This is a genomic window from Providencia sp. PROV080 (assembly GCF_033688105.1).
Classification (GTDB): Bacteria; Pseudomonadota; Gammaproteobacteria; order Enterobacterales; family Enterobacteriaceae; genus Providencia; species Providencia zhejiangensis.
Genome location: NZ_CP096346.1, coordinates 3142631 through 3162037 on the forward strand (window position 1 = coordinate 3142631; position 19407 = coordinate 3162037).

The following is a 19407-nucleotide window of genomic DNA, read 5'->3' on the forward strand; positions in this document are numbered from 1 at the left end:
TATAGCTGATGAACCATAGTCACTCGCTAAAGCAAATTGGTAATATTGATCTGGTAAAACAACTCAACGGTGCCGTGGTATATAGCCTAATTGACCAACAGGGTCCTATATCTCGCATCCAAATTGCAGAACAGAGCCAACTTGCGCCTGCAAGTGTCACCAAAATCACTCGTCAGCTACTCGAACGCGGCTTAATTAAAGAAGTCGACCAACAGGCCTCAACCGGAGGCCGACGTGCCATATCTATCGTATCTGAGTATAAAAACTTTCATACGATAGGTGTGCGCTTGGGTCGTTATGATGCTACCGTCGCACTGTATGATTTAAGCGGCAAACTGCTCAATGATGCCCATTACCCTATCTCAGCACCATCCCAACAAGCCTTAGAGCAAAAACTGACTGAAGCGATTGAAGATTTTATTGCTCTCAATCAGCGACGCATTAAAGAGCTTATTGCAATATCCGTGATCTTACCGGGCCTTGTGAACCCCCATAACGGTATCGTTCACTATATGCCGCATATCAAAGTAGATAATTGGCATCTCATTGATAATTTACAAGCGCATTTTAAAATTACCTGCTATGTGGGTCATGATATTCGCAGTCTCGCGTTAGCTGAAAGCTACTTTGGCGCCACCAAGGATTGTGAAGACTCACTACTGGTGAGAATACATCGGGGTACAGGTGCTGGGTTGGTTATCAACAATGAAATTCTGCTAAATCATCGGGGGAATCTCGGTGAAATTGGGCATATTCAAGTGGACCCTTTAGGTGAGCTGTGTCATTGCGGCAACTTTGGCTGTCTTGAAACAATCGCTTCCAATCAAGCTATTGAAAATCGAGTAAAACAACGCTTAGAACAAGGCTTTGTCAGCTCACTCTCACTGGAGCAATGCACCATTCAACAAATTTGCCAAGCCGCAAATAAAAATGATCCACTCGCAACGGAAGTCATTCAGCATGTGGGCCGCCAAATCGGTAAAGCTATCGCCATTTCAATAAACTTATTTAACCCTGAAAAAGTAGTGATTGCGGGTGATATCACCGAAGCTGAGCAGGTATTGCTACCTGCGATTCAAAGCTGTATTGATACACAAGCTTTGAAGGGATTTCGCGAAAATTTACCCGTTGTGACTTCACAATTGGTTCATAACTCGGCAATTGGCGCATTCGCCCTGACTAAACGTGCCATGCTCAATGGTGAATTACTCCAAAAACTCCTCGATAACTAGTCCTTTTTATCATTGTTCAAAAAAACCAGAATTTGCCCGTTGCACTTCTGGTTTTTTGTGCATTAAATTAGACAAAAAATAAAGACTCAGACGTTTATATCGTGCCATGTTCATGCTAATAAACGTAAAAACTAAGCCTTAATTCGCACAATACCGTTGAGAATTTTGACGGAGACTGTTTGTTTTCTAACTTCATTATTTACATCATAATTTATTACGATATATCGCAGCAGAGATAATCGCCTTCATGTGACACACTTCCGTTATTTTGATGCAAGTCTTGTTTTTTGCTGTCTTTATCGACAAAATGATTATTCATCAAACAAACGGACGCATTTTCACAAAAATAGTGAAAAAAGCAGTTGACTGTCTCAGCTGTAATTAGCATAATGCGCCCCGCAACGCCGATGAAGGTAATGCAAAAAGATGGCTATGTAGCTCAGCTGGTTAGAGCACAACACTCATAATGTTGGGGTCACAGGTTCGAATCCCGTCATAGCCACCATGTTTGCGGGAGTGGCGAAATTGGTAGACGCACCAGATTTAGGTTCTGGCGCCGCAAGGTGTGCGAGTTCAAGTCTCGCCTCCCGCACCATTTTCCTTCTCGGTAATAGAATTTAAGATTGGGGTATCGCCAAGCGGTAAGGCACCAGGTTTTGATCCTGGCATTCCCAGGTTCGAATCCTGGTACCCCAGCCATCTTAAATCAACAAATTTGAAGACATCCTCGGATGGGGTATCGCCAAGCGGTAAGGCACCAGGTTTTGATCCTGGCATTCCCAGGTTCGAATCCTGGTACCCCAGCCATCTCTCCTCTCCAAGGAATGTCTTAAAAATCCCATACAGTAACTTTATAAAGATAGATTAACTGTATAGATGGCTATGTAGCTCAGCTGGTTAGAGCACAACACTCATAATGTTGGGGTCACAGGTTCGAATCCCGTCATAGCCACCATGTTTTGCGGGAGTGGCGAAATTGGTAGACGCACCAGATTTAGGTTCTGGCGCCGCAAGGTGTGCGAGTTCAAGTCTCGCCTCCCGCACCATTCCCTTCTAGGGAATAAAATTAAGTATTGGGGTATCGCCAAGCGGTAAGGCACCAGGTTTTGATCCTGGCATTCCCAGGTTCGAATCCTGGTACCCCAGCCATATTTATATAGCCGGTCTTAGTACGGGTTATAAGAAACCATCCTTTATTAAGGGTGGTTTTTTTTTGCTTATTATTATTCGCCTTCCAATAGAAACACCTAACCCTGACTTTTATTTATTTCACTTCAATTATTAAGTTTTACTCACATTTTCACCAATTAACTTTCAGACTTTTCCCTATTTAAGGTAACTAGCCCCCTCCTTTTAATAACCATAATACTGGGGTTTACCTGTTCTTATTACCTATAAGCATCATAAAATAACAATTAGAACATTTTTTTTACTTTTAATTATCTCTGATATCAATTATGTGATTTTAGTCATTTTTTCATAACGACTAATAGTGGTAATCTCCAGTCAGATTTTGGTTAGTACCGATTAATGGCTTTCGGGAGCCCTCTACCTTCCGCCATGACTCATGCATTATCCAACTCATGACCCCAAATAAATAAAAAGTTCTCACAACCTAATAATTATAAATTGCAGCAATGCAATACTTTACAGAGAAAATTTATGCAAAACATGATGAAACAACCACTCTATAAAATCCTATATGTACAGGTCATTGTCGCCATCGTGCTAGGTATCGCACTTGGTCACTTTTTTCCTGATATCGGAGAATCCTTAAAACCACTTGGTGATGCCTTCATCAAGATCGTTAAAATGATTATTGCACCAGTCATCTTCTTAACCGTCGTGACAGGCATTTCAGGCATGAGCAACATGAAGGCCGTCGGGAGTGTTGCTGGAAAAGCCATGCTCTACTTTATTACCTTCTCAACCATTGCACTTATCATTGGTTTGATCGTGGCTAACATTATTCGCCCTGGCTCAGGTCTAAATATTGACCCTGCAACTCTTGATAGTAGCAAAGTCGCAGGTTATGTAGAGAAAGCTCACGAATCATCGATTGTCAGTTTCTTGATGAATATCATTCCTGATACTGTCATTAGCCCACTTGTGAACGGGAATATCCTTCAAGTGTTATTTATTGCGGTGATTTTTGGTTTAGCACTTGCTGCTACCGGTAAGCACGGTGAGCCAATTGTGAAATTACTGCAAAACTTTTCTGAACCTGTGTTCAAAATGGTTGCCATGCTAATGAAACTGGCTCCTATCGGTGCATTTGGTGCGATGGCATTCACGATAGGTAAATATGGTATCTCTTCTATCGGCAACTTAATGATGCTGATCATGACGTTCTATATTACGTCATTATTGTTTGTGCTTATCGTATTAGGTGCGGTTGCTAAATATAATGGCTTCTCCATTATTGAACTCATCAAATATATTAAAGATGAGCTTTGGCTAGTCTTAGGCACGTCATCCTCTGAAGCAGCCTTACCGAGCTTGATGAGGAAGATGGAGCATGCAGGGTGTGAAAAATCTGTCGTTGGCTTAGTGATTCCAACAGGATATTCATTTAACCTTGATGGCACCAATATTTATATGACCATGGCAGCGTTGTTTATTGCCCAAGCAACAAATATTGACCTAACAATTTGGGAGCAAGTTTCACTGTTACTTGTGGCAATGATCAGCTCAAAAGGTGCCGCAGGCGTTACTGGAGCCGGTTTTATTACTCTAGCGGCAACACTAATGGTCGTTCCAAGTATTCCCGTAGCAGGTATGGCATTAATCTTAGGTATCGACCGCTTTATGTCCGAATGTCGTGCACTCACTAACTTGGTGGGGAATGCTTGTGCCTGTATCGTCGTTGCACGTTGGGAAAAAGAATTAGACACCGACAAACTGGCTAGGGCATTTGCAGCAAAAGGGGAAAGTATCGATTCAATTATTACTGAAGAAAACGTTGAAATCCCTTCCCATCATGCTCAGCCATTTGATGTTGCGAAAGATAAATAATTAGCGCCTCGCGATAACCTCATCGGGGAAGCCTCATTGTGATGAGACTTCCCCTTATGGCTTATTCATTTGAAATGACGCTCAAAGCCCTAAAGCATACTTCAGTGCTAGCTTCTTCGCTTCTCCAGCACGTTGCGCTGCCATCAAACCAAGATTTCTCAGTACTTTCAAACCTGGCAAGTTCTCACTAAACGCCATGTAAAATACATCCATGCCCGCTTGCATGACTAAATTATCAGGTAAACGACGACGCTGATAACGCTTTAGCACTTCAAGAGACGACCAAGGCTCTAGGTATTCTTTCGCTTGCGTCACCACGTTAAGTAACACATCGACATCGCGATAGCCTAAGTTCACACCCTGTCCAGCCAATGGATTGATGGTATGGGCAGCATCACCAACTAATGCAAGCCCCTCGATAACATAGCGATTCGCATGGTGACGGGTGAGTGGAAACGCCCCAGAAGCAACCGCGACGACATTCCCCACACGTTCAGGGAAAGCTTCATAAATGGCCCCCGTCAGTTGCTCCATCGACATTGACTGCAACCGGCGAATTTTGGCAGGGCTATCATACCAAACCAATGACGCCCAGTTATCATAAAGCGGTAGAAATGCTCTAGGCCCCGATGGGAAAAATTGCTGCCATGTTTTATCTTGCTGTGGCTCAGACGTTTTCACTGTAATCAACATGCAAGATTGGCGATACTGCCAACCACGGCTGCCAATCCCTACCAATTTGCGCACTTGAGAATTGGCACCGTCAGCACCAATAACCAGCTTCGCTTGCAAATCACGCCCATCATCCAAAGATATCACCCAATCTTTTTGACCATGAGGTTGATAAAGATGTGTTAACTGTGCCGGACAAATTCGCTCGAGGTTGGTGTATTTTTCGCATTCTCGCCATAACGCTAATTGTAAAACGCGATTCTCTACCATAAAACCCAGTTCAGGTAGCCCCAAGTCATGGGCATCAAAAACAACGTTACTCCCCTGCTCTTCCCACGTTTCTAATTGCCGATAAGGCGCACTACGCATCGCTTCAACATGCTGCCAAGCGCCAAGTTGCTTGAGTAAATCGACAGATGAACGACTAATCGCAGAAATACGAACATCAGGTGAGCTGTTCACATTGAATGCTGCTGGTTCTGCTTTTTCGAGTAATGCAACACTCAGCCCTTCTTGAGCAAACCCCAAAGCTGCTGCTGCACCTGTCATGCCAGCCCCAACCACGACAACATCATAATATTCTGTTAATTTATTCATTACATTAGCTACTATTAACTGTTTGATTTATGTAGTGTACCGAAAAATTGTTACACTGACAGGGAATATCTCTATCACAGACTCTGGTCACTGGTGCTTCAAATGAATACAATACACGTTAATCTTAAAACAATGGGCGATAACCTGTCTTTGAGAGTGCGTATCGCATAGCCTTAGAATTTTCGAGCCTGGCTATTTTGACATTTTTCGTATCATAGAGTGATGTTTGTGATCAAAAATGCGTACGCCTTCCCAAAACGGGACAGGACTTTGGATTTATACACAAAATAATTCGAGCACGCGCGTATAGCACTGCTGCTTGAAGTATAACGGGTATACAACGCGTTTCGGAGTCCATTATACTAAGCCACTTCGAAAACACCGGATATAAACATGTCGACGAATAAAAAGTTATACATTAAAACATGGGGCTGCCAAATGAATGAGTACGACTCATCTAAAATGGCATCATTATTAGAAAGCACCCATGGTTATCAGATCACTGAAATTCCTGAAGAAGCAGACGTCTTACTGTTGAACACCTGCTCGATCCGTGAAAAAGCGCAGGAAAAGGTTTTCCATCAGCTTGGGCGCTGGAAAAATTTTAAAGATAGTAATCCTGATATCATCATTGGTGTCGGTGGCTGTGTTGCCTCTCAAGAAGGGGATTTTATTCGTCAACGCGCACCGAGTGTCGACATTGTTTTTGGCCCACAAACGCTACACCGTTTGCCTGAAATGATTAATCAAGTAAAAGGCACTCGCAGCCCTGTTATTGATATTAGCTTCCCTGAGATTGAGAAATTTGACCGCCTTCCAGAACCTCGCGCTGAAGGCCCTACCGCATTTGTTTCTATCATGGAAGGCTGTAATAAATATTGTACATTCTGTGTCGTACCTTATACACGTGGTGAAGAAGTCAGTCGCCCTTGTGATGATATCTTATTTGAAATTGCACAATTAGCAGCACAAGGTGTACGTGAAGTTAACCTACTCGGCCAAAACGTAAACGCTTATCGTGGTGAAACTTTCGATGGTGAAATTTGTACTTTTGCCGAATTAATTCGTTTAGTGGCGGCAATTGATGGTATCGACCGTATTCGTTTTACCACTAGCCACCCCATTGAATTTACTGACGATATCATCGAAGTCTATGAAGATACTCCTGAGTTAGTCAGCTTCCTGCATTTGCCTGTACAAAGTGGCTCAGATCGCATCTTAACGTTAATGAAACGTGCTCATACCGCACTCGAATATAAAGCCATTATTCGTAAATTACGAAAAGCACGCCCAGATATTTTGATTAGTTCTGACTTCATTGTTGGCTTCCCTGGCGAAACCGATGATGACTTTGAAAAAACCATGAAGCTCATCGCCGATGTCAATTTTGATATGAGCTTTAGCTTTGTTTACTCAGCACGTCCAGGTACACCGGCAGCTGACTTACCAGATGATGTTAGTGAAGAAGAGAAAAAGCAGCGTCTCTATCTCTTACAACAGCGCATAAATCAGCAAGCAATGAGCTATAGCCGTGCTATGTTGGGAACAGTGCAGCGTGTTTTAGTCGAAGGCCCTTCTCGTAAAAATGTTATGGAGCTTTCAGGACGTACTGAAAATAACCGTGTAGTCAACTTTGAAGGCTTACCCGATATGATTGGTAAGTTTGTTGACGTAGAGATTGTCGATGTTTATGCCAACTCACTACGCGGTAAAGTGATCCGCACAGAAGACCAAATGGACTTACGCGTTCACGAATCACCAGCTTCCGTCATCGCACGTACTCGTAAAGAAGATGAGCTTGGAGTGGGTAACTACCAACCCTAAAGATAGGATACTCAGTGACCGATAAAAAACCGTTGCAAATAGCAACACAAGAGATCTTTCTAGAGCCCGCAGATAACCAACGCTTAATGAGCCTTTGCGGGCCATTTGATGATAATATCAAGCAACTAGAACGCAGACTTGCGATCGAAATTAATCGTCGTGATAACCGTTTCAAATTATCAGGCAAGCCATTTAACGTTCAAGCTGCCAGTAAAATTTTACGCCAACTTTATGTTGAGACTGCCCCAATACGTGGCGTGATCCCTGATATTGACCCCGAACAAATCCATCTTGCTATCTCTGAAAGCCGCGTATTAGAGCAAGCCGCAGATAGCATCCCGGATTATGGCAAAGCCGTTAATATCAAAACCAAGCGTGGTGTTATCAAGCCGCGAACACCAAATCAAGCCCAATACATTGCGCATATCTTAGATCATGATATTACCTTTGGTATTGGCCCCGCTGGTACAGGGAAAACGTATCTTGCCGTTGCAGCAGCCGTTGATGCACTTGAACGCCAAGAAGTACGCCGTATTCTCTTAACTCGACCAGCCGTTGAAGCTGGCGAAAAACTTGGTTTTTTGCCGGGCGATCTGAGTCAAAAAGTGGACCCTTATTTGCGTCCACTTTACGACGCACTCTTTGAGATGCTTGGGTTCGAGAAAGTTGAGAAACTCATCGAACGTAATGTCATTGAAGTCGCACCACTGGCTTATATGCGGGGTCGTACACTCAATGATGCCTTCATTATTTTAGATGAGAGCCAAAATACCACCATTGAGCAAATGAAAATGTTCCTGACTCGTATCGGTTTTAACTCTAAGGCCGTAATTACAGGGGATATCACTCAAGTCGATTTACCACGAGGCAATAAATCAGGCTTGCGTCATGCCATTGAGGTTCTCTCCGACGTCGATGAATTGAGTTTTAATTTCTTCCATAGCGAAGACGTTGTGCGTCACCCAGTGGTGGCGAAAGTCGTTATTGCCTATGAAAAATGGGAAGAGCAGGATAGCAAACGTCGTCAGCAACTCAAAGAAGAACGGGAACAACAAAAAGAATTAGAAAAGCAGGAAAACCATTAAATGCGTGAAGTCATTCTCGATTTACAACTTGCTTGTGAAGAAACAACTGATTTACCCAGCGAAGCTCTATTTCAACGCTGGTTGGAAGCTGTATTACCTAAGTTTCAAGCACAAAGTGAAGTCACCATTCGTATTGTTGATGAAGAAGAAAGTCACCATTTAAACCTGACTTATCGCGGCAAAGATAAACCGACTAACGTGTTATCATTCCCCTTTGAATCACCTCCGGAAGTTGAATTACCGTTACTTGGTGATTTAATTATTTGTCGCCAAGTGGTTGAACAAGAGGCCATTGAACAGCAAAAAAGTGCGGAAGAGCATTGGGCACATATGGTGGTACATGGCTGCCTACATCTGCTGGGTTATGACCATATTGAAGATGATGAAGCAGAAGAAATGGAAAGCCTAGAAACAGAAATTTTAGCTGAATTGGGCTATGCTGATCCTTATCTAGTAGAAAAAGAATGACCCATAGTCTATTTTTATGTTAAATATTAGCTGAGTAACTTTAAAGCCTGTCGTTTAGGGTGTAAATGTGAACAATATCACTTTTTGTTGAACACTCGCAGGAGTGTATTATCCCCCTAAACGACTGACTGGTTAACTTAATAAATCTTATTATTAATTGAGGAATAATTAATTAAACGCCATGAGCGACGATAACTCTTCGAGTAGTGACAACCCTGGCCCTAAGAAAGGGTTCTTTGCACTATTAAACCACCTCTTCCATGGTGAACCTAAAAACCGTGATGACTTGGTCGAGCTGATCCGTGATTCTCAGCAAAATGACCTTATCGATCCAGATACTCGTGACATGCTAGAAGGCGTCATGGATATTGCCGATCAGCGGGTACGTGACATTATGATCCCGCGTTCCCAGATTGTGACGTTAAAACGAAATCAAACGCTGGATGAGTGCCTTGATGTCATCATCGATTCCGCACACTCTCGTTTTCCTGTTATCAGTGAAGATAAAGATCATATTGAAGGGCTATTAATGGCAAAAGATTTATTGCCATTCATGCGTACCGATGCCGAGCCATTCAGTATTGACAAAGTGTTGCGCCAAGCTGTTGTTGTCCCTGAAAGTAAAAGGGTCGACCGCTTGTTAAAAGAGTTCCGTTCACAACGCTACCATATGGCCATTGTTATTGATGAATTTGGCGGTGTTTCTGGACTTGTTACCATTGAAGATATCTTAGAGCTTATTGTTGGGGAAATTGAAGATGAGTATGATGATGAAGACGATGTTGATATTCGTCAACTCAGTCAGCACTCCTATTCAGTAAGAGCGTTGACCCAAATTGAAGACTTCAATGACGCGTTTGACACTAATTTTAGTGACGATGAAGTTGATACTGTCGGCGGCCTAGTTATGCAAGCCTTCGGCCATTTGCCATCACGAGGTGAAACTATCACGATAGATGGCTATCAATTTAAAGTTGCAATGGCGGATAGCCGTCGGATTATTTTACTGCATGTAAAAATTCCTAATGGCGCTCCCGTCCCAACCTTAGATGAAGAAAAGAGTTAATGAACTTAGCGCCATCCTATCAAAGTCAGTGGTTACGCCTGCTACTGGCTTTAATTTTCGGAGCCAGTGGTACACTGGCTTTTTCGCCTTTTGATTTATGGCCTGCGGCACTCCTGTCGATTCTCTTTCTCCAATTATTAACCTTACATCGCACTGCCAAACAATCCTTTGCAATTGCCTTTGTCTGGGGCTTTGGCCTATTTGGCTCAGGTGTTAATTGGGTTTATGTCAGTATTGCTGACTTTGGCGGTATGCCGGAAGCCGTCAACGTTTTTCTCGTTATATTGCTCGCCGCATACCTTTCTTTATACACAGGGCTGTTTGGTTATCTACTCAGTCGATTTTTTCCAACAGCAAACGTATGGCGACTCGTATTTGCAGCCCCTGCAATTTGGCAGCTTACTGAATTTCTCCGTGGCTGGGTTCTTACAGGTTTTCCGTGGCTACAATTTGGTTACAGCCAAATCGACGGTCCATTGAAAGCGCTTGCCCCTATTTTCGGCGTGGAAATGATTACCTTAATACTGTTTAGTATTAGTGGATTGATTGTTTTATCTCTCGTGCGTCGTCGTTTTAGTGTACTTGCCATTGCGGCGGTACTACTTTTTGCGCCTTTTGCGCTTAAAAATCTTCAGTGGTATACCCCATTAGAATCAAAAGCGACCGACGTCGCTTTAGTTCAAGGAAATATCCCACAGGCAATGAAATGGGAAGCAAGCTACTTACAACAAATTAAAGATACCTATCTTAAGCTATCTAGCCCGTATATCGGCAAAGCCTCATTAATTATCTGGCCTGAATCAGCGGTTCCGTCCGTTGAGCTTGATAACCAATCTTGGTTAAAATCACTGGATAAAGTGCTGGCAGAATCAAATACTCGGCTCATCACGGGTATTGTCGATGCTCGACCTATTGATGGTGAGTATGAGTTTTACAATACAATCATAGTATTAGGTGACAAAAAACCTTACCTATATCCGTCCCAAAATCGCTACAACAAACACCACTTAGTTCCATTTGGTGAGTTTGTTCCACTAGAAGATATTTTACGCCCTATCGCACCTTTCTTTAACCTACCAATGTCTGGTTTTAGTCGTGGTGATTATCAGCAAGCTCAACTTGCGGTTGGTAATATGCATCTGACTGCTGCAATTTGCTATGAAATTATTCTAGGTACACAGGTTCGCGATAACTTTCAACCTGATAGCGATTACCTGCTCACCATTTCTAATGATGCATGGTTTGGTAAATCGATCGGTCCATGGCAGCATTTCCAAATGGCACGCATGAGAGCCTTAGAGCTTGGGCGCCCGCTATTACGCGCCACCAATAATGGTGTCACCGCCGTTATTCGTGCAGACGGAACTGTTCAAGCTGAATTACCTCAATTTAAAGCGGCAACACTATCGACATCAATTATTCCAACCACAGGTTTAACACCGTATGCGCGCTGGAGTAATTGGCCTATGTGGGGAGTGGTTGTCATATTTATATTCATCGCGCTGTCATTAGATCGCCGGCCAAAAAACAATTCAAATAAATAATAATCAACCCCAATAGTATGCCAAATAAAACTACTGGGGTTATTATTTAACTTGTTTATTACTAAGTATTTAACCAATCAATTGCCCTTTTACCTTTGCAATACCAATAGAGGCAATGCAGCCCGAGTTGAAATGCAAATAATCGTCCTCAATCCCATCTGAAAAAATGATGCCATTTTCTGGCATAAGTGATTCCAGCTGAAGAGGTGAATGGCTATCAATGGCACCGAAAACCAATTTAACCCCTGTAGTTTTGCTCGGAAAAGGCTCCCTAACACTAAATTGCAATTTACTTTCCTCCCAAGAAAATCCTTGAGATAAAGGATGAGAGGTCTCCCCCATCACAGCTAAAGCGCCCGCTAAAATAGACTGGAACCACCCGGTTGAACCTAATCCTGTGGAAACAATGATGCCAGATGAAGATTGAAATTCCTGCTGACCATTCCAGTTAAGTTTATAACGAGCAGATGTGTGACTCTTAGGACCAATAAAAAGATCATTCACGGCTAATAATGTCTGTCCATCGTTGGTTGTCGCCTGCGCAAACGTAATGGATTTACTCGGCATCTTTTCTTTTAATGTCTTTAAAACGGTTTCTCGAAGCTGACTAATCTCAAAGGGCAATAACTTACCATCCCAGCGAGTAGGGTCTGGATTTACTGCAATGACAGGCTGACCATTTAAATATTTTAATGCATTTGCAACCAATCCATCCTGCCCTATGACAATCACAATATCACGATGAGAAAACTGATAGCTTGGCAGCAATGAGCGTTCTAATAGTTGGAATCGCCCCAATGACCTAAGAATCGCTTCAGCCTCAGTTAATTGCTTCAGATACCGATTATGCTCTTCCAGATAATCATTGACCTCAACATGATTGTGTTCTAAATAAAACTTGGCTTGTGACCATGTATTAAAACGTTCAATCAACTCCTGCATACGCGTTTTGCGCATAATCAAAACAAAGCGAACATCATCTAATCTATGCATGTTTAGCGCCCTTTTTAACTATTTGGCTAAATAGATCAGGCGAAATATTTAACTCACCAATTTTTCCCGCATTTAACGCTAATGACTCGAATGCCATTGCCATTAATTGCTCTGGATTCATTTTTGCCAACGCCATTGCTTTTAAGTTTTCCACGGGGAGTTCTCGATAAGCCTTCATTTTTGCTTGGATAGCATACGCATCGGCATCGGATTGAATGCGTTGATTTTCAACGCTTAAAGCCACCAGCTCATTGCGTTTAGCTTCTTCATTAACTTTGGCAGCCAATCTTTCTTGTTCGAGTTCAGCGCTTTCACGCAACAGAGTACGTTCATTTTCTAAGCGCGCCTCTTCAATTTGTTGCTGCTTGTTTTGAATAGATAAGTCTGTTTCAAGTTCAGCCTCTTTCAGCATGCGTTCTTGTTCAACAGAAAATTTACGTCTAGCGTAAATAGCATCGTCGGCTTCTTTAAGAATTGACTCTCTAGCCTCTGCTTCAAGCGCTTTTAAGGTCTCTGGTGAAGGGGTAATTGCGCTTATCGAAATATCCAGAACCTCGATTCCTAATGTTGCTAATGCATCATGGACAGCCAACTGATGAGTTACTTCAGAAACTAATGTTTGCCCCATCAACAATGCATTACGCATTGAAGTGCGTTGAATTTTGGCTTGGATGAGCGTTTGTACACTACGAACGATTCTATCACTGAGCTTTAGAGGATCTTCAGAGGCATAAGACTGACCATCTTGAGCAAGATTATAGTTGAGCACATCCGCCGTTTTTTCAGGATACCTAATTTGAAATGAAACCTGCCCCTGAATCCGTAAACTTTGAAAATCAGCAGATTGCATATTAAAAATAAATGGCGCTTCAAGTGCATTCAGTGGTAATACAGAAATGGATGTTGTCGCGGAGTTATACCAAAAACTGAGCCCCTTACCTTGCTTAATCACTTTGCCATTGACTGATTTGATAATAAAACTCGAAGAATTGGCCTTGAAATAATTAATATTAAACATAGTTAACCTCTTTAGTGTCCTTGTGACAATAATAGATTATTGTCCTATAGACACTAACCTGTCAAGCAATAAGTGTCTTAATGACACAAAGAAAATTTTAACGTATCATCATTACCATCAACATAAATCTGCTTTTATGGTCATAACACTATGAATGAACAAGAATATTTAGCTAAATATGACAAAAACGCCTATCTTTCCCCGCTTGTCACTGTGGATGGCGTCCTGTTTACCTACCATGAAGAAACGCTGAAAGTATTGATTGTTGAACGCGCGAATTATCCGAATAAGGGGATGTGGGGATTACCTGGCGGGTTTATTGATGAAACTCAAGACAAAACTCTTGAACACGCTATTTTACGCAAGCTGAAAGAAAAAACGGGGATCATCCCACCTTACATAGAACAACTCTGCACTATTGGTAATGATAGCCGAGATAAACGAGGCTGGTCAGTAACGGTTTGTTATACCGCTCTTATCGCCTATCAAGCATGCCAACACAATATTGATAGTGTTGAGTCGGCTAAATGGGTGACAATTGACGAAATTGAAAATATGCCACTGGCCTTTGACCATAATGAACTCTATCGACAAGCACGTGAACGATTAAAACAAAAATCGCTATATTCAATTGTGCCAGGGTTTGCCTTACCTGACGTTTTCACACTGACAGAATTGCAACGCGTTCATGAAGTTCTCATTGGTAAAACACTGCAAAAAAAATCTTTTCGTCGTCGCTTAGAACAAGCCGACTTATTAATTGATACCGGAGAGAAACGCCAAGAAACAGGTAGACCAGCAAACTTATATCGTCTAAAACCGGAATCAGCAGATTACCGTTTTATCCGTAATTTGGAGTTTTAATCTTAATACTATAAAACCTTGTGTGTATTTTTAATACAGGGTTTTATATTACCAAACACTATACTGTCATACATCGATAAATATGATGATATATCCCAGTTCATTAATTGATTGGCTCTGGTCGCTCAAATCATTGCAAAAATGATATCGCTCACGAGAAAATTAATTTGCAAATGAGTTTATTATGCTATATTCATTTTTTTATTAAAAATAGTGGCATACTCAATATAAAAATGCGCTCTATTTCCCTCCGCATCATTTATCCACAAATAACATCATCTAATATGGTATTTTTTAAATTAAAGCATTTTTCTCACTCAGCTTAATAAGCTATAATCTTATTCTTTTATTCTTATCGAGTAATGATGACTACTTCCCCCAAGACTAGAAGACTTGTTTAATAAAAGTAGTCATCATCAATTAATTATTTTTTAAAATGATAGTAGTGCTTATTTATATCGACAAATAGCAATACCAACCGTGTTACTCGGTACATTTTCATTAGGTGGAAGGAATATAATTTCTAATTCCATTTTATCTGCTGGTTTTGAGTTTAGTTTACACTCTGTATAATAGTTCCAGTACGCCATAAATACCTCTGCGGATCCACCAAGAAATTTGAGGTCACCTTTAATAGGTGGTGATAAGAACTCACTATCATCCATTTTTTGGTAACTAAATTCAACCACGATCCCCTCAGAAGAAGTACCAGAAATCGAATATATATTTTTAACAATATTAGTCATCTTACATTCCTTTTTTAAATTAATATTTAACTTGCACCATTAACAATAGTATAAGTTGGTAAAATTTAAATTAAATAAAATCAAAAAAGACAATGTTTTTTATTTTCATTTTATTTTTTATCTTTATGCAGTTTGCGCTCTCATTAAGAACGACTACCCTGTTAAAATTCCACCATGATTTTCTTATTTAGATTTTCTATTTACCCATACTGAATTTGTTTATTCAAAATAAAGTTAAATTACTCAATTCCTTTTCGATTAATACTCATAATGTCTAACCAAATTAAATCTGTAACATTCTCTAATTCTGATTAATTAAAGTCGCCCCGCCAAATATTAACTTATTAAAAGCATTTTAATTCATTACTCGATTATTTATCGAGCATGTATTTTGATCAATATTAAAAATAGTCATTTATCTATTATCATTAAACACCTTATCCTGCCAAGTAGTAACCATAAAAACAGATAAGCATTCCTAACAGAATGATGCCATTACCGGTTTAATCAAAAAAAGATAAGTTACGTGGAGACGTGAGATAACAACGTCAATATAGGCGATAAGCAACCGTACCCAAAATACCATTATAGAACACGAGAAAAGCATTGTAACAGTAGGCTTTTCAAGCCCCCAGCTAAGCTTAATGCGCCATTTAAGGATAAAAAAGCCTTACTTAGATTGAATCAAGAAAGGCTAATTTGATAATGAGTCACACCATGATGTATTAGCCGTTTGGGATAAGAGCGATACGTCTATATAAATTAAGGGCATAGTAAAGTAATATTTTTAAGCTGATAACCGCGCTCACTAACGTAAAAAATAATACGCTCCAAATCGCGTTAACACGTTTTAAATTCACTCATACAATGCTTCTTTGCAACGACGTATATCGCTCAGCCTAATCCCTCACGCAAATTTGATAGCACTGTCAAACCTTCTAACGAAGACATTCATTAAAAAGAAGCCATCCACAGGCGTGCTTTAAGTCCCCAATAGCTAGTGTAGCCACTGGTAAAACTGACCATTTCACCTTTATCAATAATCATAAATGTCGGCGTAGCACTTATACCAACGGCATTAGCGAGTTGCCCATTCATGTCATTAATGACAGGAAAATTAAGGTCCTTTTTTTCCATTCCCACCAACAAGCGTTGGCTATCACCTGAACGTATCGCAACAGAAATAACAGGAACACCTGATTTGGCTATATCAGCAACAGTCGGTGAGGTGATTTTACACACCCCACACCAAGTCGCCCAAAAATAAACCAAAACAGGCTGTTTTTTGCTTAATTCTGCTAACGAGACACTATCGCCTGTTGCAAGCATTTGTGGCTCAAGCAAAACGGGAGCTAGGCTTTCAGGTTTTCGCCAAAAATCCATTACCGTAAAGACGATGAACAGAATCACCACCAAACCAATAATTTCTTTTGACCACTTTCTCAGTCTAGCCATATTTTCCTTACTTAACTTTTTCTAATTGCGCTTTAACAATTGCTTCCAGTTGTTGAGTATCAATAGCTCCTGGGATCATTTCATCGCCAACTAGAGTTGCAGGTGTCCCATTAACCCCCAGTTTTTCAGCCAACATCATATTCGTACGGATAGTCTCCATGCTCTTATCATTAGCAACCAGTTTCTCGTTACCCGTTGCCTTCAATGCTTGCTTAATGTTTTCATCCGTTAACATTCCTTGTTTTTGCATAAATTTTTGATGCAAGGCTTGGAATGCTTTTGGATCTTTTTCCCACAATGTCAGCGCTAATTGTGAAGATTCAACAGACGTTTTACCTTTAAATGGTAGTGGCTTTATCACCACCGCAACATCTGGGTATTTCTTCACTATCTCTTCTAACTGAGGGTCAAAACGCTTACAGAATGGACAGTTATAATCGGTAAAGTTAACTAAAACTAATTTAGCGTCTTTAGCACCGATACGAGGGCTTGCAGGGTCATTAAACAGCTTATCATGCTCAGCTTTAAGGGTTTCTTTCATCTGCGCTTGCTGCTTTTCGCCTTGTTTAGCTTGCAACGCAACAATCGCTTCTTCTAGTATTTCAGGATTTTCAACCAACGTATCACGTACCAGTTTGCGAACTTGCGCTTCTTGGTCTGCTGTTAATGGAGCCGCATGAGCAGTTGCACCAAACACTAGCGATGAAAACAGGACAGCTACAATCGTTTTTTTCATTTTTCGGCTCCTTTGGCCTCATTCATAATTGATAATAAAACGTCACGATCAAGTATTGTTGACAGTATTTCACCCTCTGCCAACTTAGGGCCATAAATTTGGTTAAATGGTACGGCCACTTGCCCACGCTTTTGTAAAAACGCGGTAATTTCAGGTGAGGGTTTAGTCCAATCCCCTCTTAATGCCACAACATCTGGCTCGTTTAATAATTGCTGTACATCATCTCTCAACAATACATTATATTTATTTGCCTTACAGGTCACACACCAATCAGCAGTTACATCGATGAACACACGCTTATTTTCTGACAGGGCTTGTGTTATCGCCTCTTCACTTAAAGGCTGCCAATTCACATTATCTTGTACAATATTGCGGCTACCCGTGGTTTGTTCCATGGCCACCCAAGCGAATCCAGCCGCGAGCAACGCAAACAATACAAATGCGACAGATGCCGCTCGTAAACTGTATTTTTTCCAAATAAATGCAACAAGTAATAATAAAAAGACAATAGCGATTATTAATGCAGCTATTTCACCGAAATGCGGGATCAGCAAACTGATCAACCATAAGCATGACAACAGCATCATCATACCAAGGATGATTCTAAGTTTATTCATCCACGCGCCAGGCTTAGGTAGCAGACGTGAAATCGCCGGGAAAGCAGCGATCAGTAGCCAAGGCAAACTCATTCCTAAACCAAGCGCAGTGAAGACAAGCCACAACTCTTCAATAGGTGCCGCCAATGCAAATGCCACTGCTGTGCCCAAAAATGGTGCGGAGCATGGCGTAGCAAGTAACGTCGCAAATACCCCTTGCCAGAAATGTCCACGATTACCCTGTCCCCCCGCAGTTGCTAAACGCGTGTTCGCCTTACTGCCTAAGTGGATTTCGAACAAACCAAACAAGTTAGCCGTGAAGATTCCGGTGATTAAGACCATAAACCCGATAAACCAAGGATTTTGGAACTGGATCCCCCAGCCTACGGCTTGCTGACCTACCCGTAATAACGTCATTAACAACGCGAGTAACCAGAAGGATACCAGGATCCCCGAGGACGATAGGAGGAACTGCCGGCGGATAGTTTTTTGTTCACCTTGCGGCACCATTAAAACTGAACCGAGTTTCATGGCAAGAACAGGCAATACACAAGGCATCAGGTTTAAAATCAAACCACCCAGTAAGGCAAAGGCGAGGATCTGCCACAGTGGAATAGCCTGCCCGCTATTTCCTTGATTAATTACCCCTGAAAAAGGCGTAGCGGGTACATCAATTTGTTGTGAGAGTTCACCCTCTGTGACAACAAAAGAGATATTTTTTCCTGTAAGATCTGGTGCTTTATCTCCCCAGTCATCACTGACGTCAATCATCGCGGTCAATTTTCCATCCGCAACACTCACCTTCGGAACGCCTAACGTTGTTCCTTCTGGTGTGTCCGTGAAGATCCCAGCGTTGTGACGCCAAGGTTCCCCAGAGGCCTTTTGCAGCTCAATCACTAATTTATCGCCAGTGAATCCAACTGTCGGATCTTTCACTAAGCCTTTGGATGGCGGAACACTCCCCATCGCTTGATTAAACGCCCATTCAAAGTTTGAAGGCGCAGGCTCGGTTAAATCAAGCTCAAAAGGGTAATCCGTTAAGATGCAGACATTACTACAAGTCGATAGCGTTAACACACCCGAAAGTTTATTAAGCTTTTCATCCACATCGACAATAATAGGGAAAACAACATCCCCCATATAGCCCTGCGTTGAAATCCCTGCGACATCAAAACGCCCTGGAGCTGGCCACTGCCACTCCATATTCTTGATAGGTGATTGCCAATTGATCTCAGGGGCTATCCCCCCTTCTCCTGGAGAACGCCAATACGTTTTCCACCCATCCTGTAGTTGGACATCCAATAATAAAGCGACTTTCCCATCTTTTTGAGAAGCGCTTAAAAAACGTACTTTTGCGTGATCATTATGTTTATCTGTCAACCAGCCAGTATCCGCAGCATGTATCATGCCAGATAAAAGAGCAGACAAAATAATTAACGCATTAATAAAAAAACGCATAATTCCTCCAGAATAAAAAACACCAACATGCCGAACGC

15 protein-coding genes and 7 tRNA genes are annotated in these 19407 nt (G+C 41.5%); 15 read left to right on the forward strand and 7 right to left on the reverse strand.

The window, feature by feature from the left end; genetic code table 11:
- Positions 1–8: 8 nt before the first annotated feature.
- The 9 genes from nagC (at position 9) to M1F03_RS13980 (ending at position 4247) form a co-directional block, all read left to right on the forward strand.
- Positions 9–1232 carry a DNA-binding transcriptional regulator NagC gene (nagC, locus tag M1F03_RS13940; protein ID WP_154624765.1) on the forward strand — a complete coding sequence of 408 codons (1224 nt, stop codon included), beginning with the start codon at positions 9–11 and terminating at the stop codon, positions 1230–1232.
- 428 nt (positions 1233–1660) lie between these two features.
- Positions 1661–1737: transfer RNA gene (locus tag M1F03_RS13945), tRNA-Met, on the forward strand.
- Between the two features lie 5 nt (positions 1738–1742).
- A tRNA-Leu gene (locus M1F03_RS13950) sits at positions 1743–1827 on the forward strand.
- Between the two features lie 29 nt (positions 1828–1856).
- Positions 1857–1931, forward strand: a tRNA-Gln gene (locus tag M1F03_RS13955).
- A 33-nt stretch (positions 1932–1964) separates the two neighbouring features.
- Positions 1965–2039: transfer RNA gene (locus M1F03_RS13960), tRNA-Gln, on the forward strand.
- A gap of 71 nt (positions 2040–2110) precedes the next feature.
- Positions 2111–2187 (forward strand) — tRNA-Met (locus tag M1F03_RS13965).
- Between the two features lie 6 nt (positions 2188–2193).
- A tRNA-Leu gene (locus M1F03_RS13970) sits at positions 2194–2278 on the forward strand.
- 28 nt (positions 2279–2306) lie between these two features.
- Positions 2307–2381: transfer RNA gene (locus M1F03_RS13975), tRNA-Gln, on the forward strand.
- Positions 2382–2906: 525 nt separating this feature from the next.
- Positions 2907–4247, forward strand: a complete 1341-nt coding sequence (locus tag M1F03_RS13980) for a dicarboxylate/amino acid:cation symporter (RefSeq protein WP_195848205.1) — start codon at positions 2907–2909, stop codon at positions 4245–4247.
- A gap of 81 nt (positions 4248–4328) precedes the next feature.
- Here the strand turns inward: M1F03_RS13980 and ubiF are convergent, their stop codons facing one another.
- Entirely contained in the window at positions 4329–5516 is a 1188-nt protein-coding gene (gene ubiF, locus M1F03_RS13985) for a 3-demethoxyubiquinol 3-hydroxylase (RefSeq protein WP_251464558.1), read from the reverse strand.
- A 393-nt stretch (positions 5517–5909) separates the two neighbouring features.
- Here ubiF and miaB point away from each other — a divergent pair, with 393 nt between their 5' ends.
- From miaB to lnt, 5 genes are all read left to right on the forward strand, one after another.
- Complete coding sequence (gene miaB / locus M1F03_RS13990) at positions 5910–7340, forward strand: tRNA (N6-isopentenyl adenosine(37)-C2)-methylthiotransferase MiaB (protein ID WP_154625082.1); 1431 nt, start codon at positions 5910–5912, stop codon at positions 7338–7340.
- An 86-nt stretch (positions 7341–7426) separates the two neighbouring features.
- Positions 7427–8425, forward strand: coding sequence for a PhoH family protein (locus M1F03_RS13995; RefSeq protein ID WP_230085934.1), 999 nt, complete (start codon positions 7427–7429; stop codon positions 8423–8425).
- Positions 8426–8893 carry an rRNA maturation RNase YbeY gene (gene ybeY / locus M1F03_RS14000; RefSeq protein ID WP_154625083.1) on the forward strand — a complete coding sequence of 156 codons (468 nt, stop codon included), beginning with the start codon at positions 8426–8428 and terminating at the stop codon, positions 8891–8893.
- 181 nt (positions 8894–9074) lie between these two features.
- Positions 9075–9959: a CNNM family magnesium/cobalt transport protein CorC gene (gene corC, locus M1F03_RS14005; RefSeq protein ID WP_154625084.1), complete on the forward strand. Its 885-nt coding sequence runs from the start codon at positions 9075–9077 to the stop codon at positions 9957–9959.
- Positions 9959–11503: an apolipoprotein N-acyltransferase gene (lnt, locus tag M1F03_RS14010; RefSeq protein ID WP_154625085.1), complete on the forward strand. Its 1545-nt coding sequence runs from the start codon at positions 9959–9961 to the stop codon at positions 11501–11503. Before corC ends, lnt begins: the two co-directional genes overlap by 1 nt.
- Before the next feature lie 69 nt (positions 11504–11572).
- Here the strand turns inward: lnt and M1F03_RS14015 are convergent, their stop codons facing one another.
- Positions 11573–12496, reverse strand: a complete 924-nt coding sequence (locus tag M1F03_RS14015) for a sugar kinase (RefSeq protein WP_154625086.1) — start codon at positions 12494–12496, stop codon at positions 11573–11575.
- On the reverse strand, positions 12489–13514 hold the full coding sequence (locus M1F03_RS14020) for an SPFH domain-containing protein (protein WP_251464559.1): 1026 nt from the start codon (positions 13512–13514) through the stop codon (positions 12489–12491). Before M1F03_RS14020 ends, M1F03_RS14015 begins: the two co-directional genes overlap by 8 nt.
- A 150-nt stretch (positions 13515–13664) precedes the next feature.
- Between M1F03_RS14020 and M1F03_RS14025 the strand changes: the two genes are divergently transcribed.
- Complete coding sequence (locus tag M1F03_RS14025; RefSeq protein WP_251464560.1) at positions 13665–14378, forward strand: NUDIX hydrolase; 714 nt, start codon at positions 13665–13667, stop codon at positions 14376–14378.
- Between the two features lie 449 nt (positions 14379–14827).
- Here M1F03_RS14025 and M1F03_RS14030 read toward each other — a convergent pair whose 3' ends face one another.
- The 4 genes from M1F03_RS14030 to M1F03_RS14045 form a co-directional block, all read right to left on the reverse strand.
- Positions 14828–15124: a hypothetical protein gene (locus M1F03_RS14030; protein ID WP_251464561.1), complete on the reverse strand. Its 297-nt coding sequence runs from the start codon at positions 15122–15124 to the stop codon at positions 14828–14830.
- Between the two features lie 954 nt (positions 15125–16078).
- Positions 16079–16579: a protein disulfide oxidoreductase gene (locus tag M1F03_RS14035; RefSeq protein WP_154622632.1), complete on the reverse strand. Its 501-nt coding sequence runs from the start codon at positions 16577–16579 to the stop codon at positions 16079–16081.
- A gap of 7 nt (positions 16580–16586) precedes the next feature.
- Positions 16587–17315 carry a DsbA family protein gene (locus M1F03_RS14040; RefSeq protein WP_154622631.1) on the reverse strand — a complete coding sequence of 243 codons (729 nt, stop codon included), beginning with the start codon at positions 17313–17315 and terminating at the stop codon, positions 16587–16589.
- Positions 17312–19369 carry a protein-disulfide reductase DsbD family protein gene (locus M1F03_RS14045; RefSeq protein ID WP_251464562.1) on the reverse strand — a complete coding sequence of 686 codons (2058 nt, stop codon included), beginning with the start codon at positions 19367–19369 and terminating at the stop codon, positions 17312–17314. The genes M1F03_RS14040 and M1F03_RS14045 overlap by 4 nt, the downstream gene beginning before the upstream one ends.
- Positions 19370–19407: the final 38 nt, after the last annotated feature.

Bases quoted from the DNA above. Each gene is read 5' to 3' on its own strand.
- lnt (WP_154625085.1), top strand. From the start codon at position 9,959: ATGAACTTAGCGCCATCCTATCAAAGTCAGTGGTTACGCCTGCTACTG.
- miaB (WP_154625082.1), top strand. From the start codon at position 5,910: ATGTCGACGAATAAAAAGTTATACATTAAAACATGGGGCTGCCAAATG.
- M1F03_RS14015 (WP_154625086.1), bottom strand. From the start codon at position 12,496: ATGCATAGATTAGATGATGTTCGCTTTGTTTTGATTATGCGCAAAACG.
- M1F03_RS14045 (WP_251464562.1), bottom strand. From the start codon at position 19,369: ATGCGTTTTTTTATTAATGCGTTAATTATTTTGTCTGCTCTTTTATCT.
- M1F03_RS14040 (WP_154622631.1), bottom strand. From the start codon at position 17,315: ATGAAAAAAACGATTGTAGCTGTCCTGTTTTCATCGCTAGTGTTTGGT.
- M1F03_RS14035 (WP_154622632.1), bottom strand. From the start codon at position 16,579: ATGGCTAGACTGAGAAAGTGGTCAAAAGAAATTATTGGTTTGGTGGTG.
- M1F03_RS13995 (WP_230085934.1), top strand. From the start codon at position 7,427: ATGAGCCTTTGCGGGCCATTTGATGATAATATCAAGCAACTAGAACGC.
- ybeY (WP_154625083.1), top strand. From the start codon at position 8,426: ATGCGTGAAGTCATTCTCGATTTACAACTTGCTTGTGAAGAAACAACT.
- ubiF (WP_251464558.1), bottom strand. From the start codon at position 5,516: ATGAATAAATTAACAGAATATTATGATGTTGTCGTGGTTGGGGCTGGC.
- M1F03_RS14025 (WP_251464560.1), top strand. From the start codon at position 13,665: ATGAATGAACAAGAATATTTAGCTAAATATGACAAAAACGCCTATCTT.
- nagC (WP_154624765.1), top strand. From the start codon at position 9: ATGAACCATAGTCACTCGCTAAAGCAAATTGGTAATATTGATCTGGTA.
- M1F03_RS14020 (WP_251464559.1), bottom strand. From the start codon at position 13,514: ATGTTTAATATTAATTATTTCAAGGCCAATTCTTCGAGTTTTATTATC.
- corC (WP_154625084.1), top strand. From the start codon at position 9,075: ATGAGCGACGATAACTCTTCGAGTAGTGACAACCCTGGCCCTAAGAAA.
- M1F03_RS13980 (WP_195848205.1), top strand. From the start codon at position 2,907: ATGAAACAACCACTCTATAAAATCCTATATGTACAGGTCATTGTCGCC.
- M1F03_RS14030 (WP_251464561.1), bottom strand. From the start codon at position 15,124: ATGACTAATATTGTTAAAAATATATATTCGATTTCTGGTACTTCTTCT.